At 47.3% G+C, this 1165-nt stretch carries 2 pseudogenes; one reads left to right on the top strand and one right to left on the bottom strand.

Annotated features, from left to right (window positions below):
- Positions 1-737, bottom strand: a pseudogene (istA, locus tag R7044_RS24155) (IS21 family transposase); the annotation flags it as partial.
- A gap of 225 nt (positions 738-962) precedes the next feature.
- Between istA and R7044_RS24150 the strand changes: the two are divergent.
- Positions 963-1165, top strand: a pseudogene (locus R7044_RS24150) (LysR family transcriptional regulator); the annotation flags it as partial.

Here is a 1165-nt window from a genome sequence, read left to right as displayed (position 1 = left end):
GAGCTGGCATTACGGCAGTTTGATAGTGATTCGCCAGTTTCTGATAACTCTCGTTAAGCCTTGGCTCATATTGGTTAGCTTTGGTGACCGCGCTACGCAGATTATCGGGAACCAAGTGTTGTGGTACGCCGCCGAGGTGCTCTAACGCATTGGCGCGCCTCTAACCTGTATGACTTACCTTGGCTTGAGAAGGCTTCAACATAGGTGTAATTGGACGCGCCCAAGGTCGCCACGAACACTTCTGCTTCTCGTACTTCGCCTGTGTCAGGATTGACTACCTGAAGCCGAAGCCCACAGTAATCGATAAACAGCTTGTCACCTGCCACATGGAGCTGACGCATGCTGCGCTTTTGGGTTTTGAACCAACGAGTGAAGTGCTCGCAGAACTGAGTGTAAGCGTAAGCTTGCTCTTGATATTGCTCATGATATTCCTGCCAGAGCAGCATCTTCGTCATGCCTTTACGTCTGAGTTCGACTGCGTATTGAGTGAAGTCTGGCATGACTTTATCGCGACTGGCTTTCTTGCTGTGATACAGCGCTTGCGTGAGATCAGCATCGCTGCAACTTTCGGGTAGAGGCCAGCCAAGTTGGCTTTGTTTAAAGCGAGTCAGGAGTTCCGATATGGTGGACGGGCCGAGTTTCAAGCAAGAAGCGATACCACGATTGGAGAGACCGCAGTCGTACTTAAGGCGTAATACCTCTTTGATTTTGTTCATTGGAGTTCTCTTTTTGGCCATGGTCGCTTCCTTACGTTCTTGTTTAAGAAGTAAAGAATAGCGAGCTATTGATTTAAAAGAGAAAAAGGAAGGATTTCGGGCATTCCGATCGGGGTTTTCGCTATTCCGATCACCGATTTCGGAGTTAGGCTAAAAGTGATCGGATAATCGCGGAATCAGTGATCGGTTTAAACCGAAATGGGTGATCGGATAATCCCGAAATGACTGATCGGAATGCTCCGAAATATGCAACCAAGCAGTTTTTTTAAAGAGAAACACTGCGTGCTGACTGATGAATGGGCTGTGAGCCAAACGACCAATCACAACCAATACCTAAATAACGTACAAGTCGAAACCGTGGCATCTTCTCTTTCTGGCGTCGTGTTAAATGTGATTAAGAGTGACAATATCGCGATAATCCCCCAGTCTTTTGCAATGAAATGGAAGGA

This window comes from Vibrio sp. 1402, from assembly GCF_033340275.1.
This window is presented reverse-complemented; position numbering and strand designations above follow the sequence as displayed.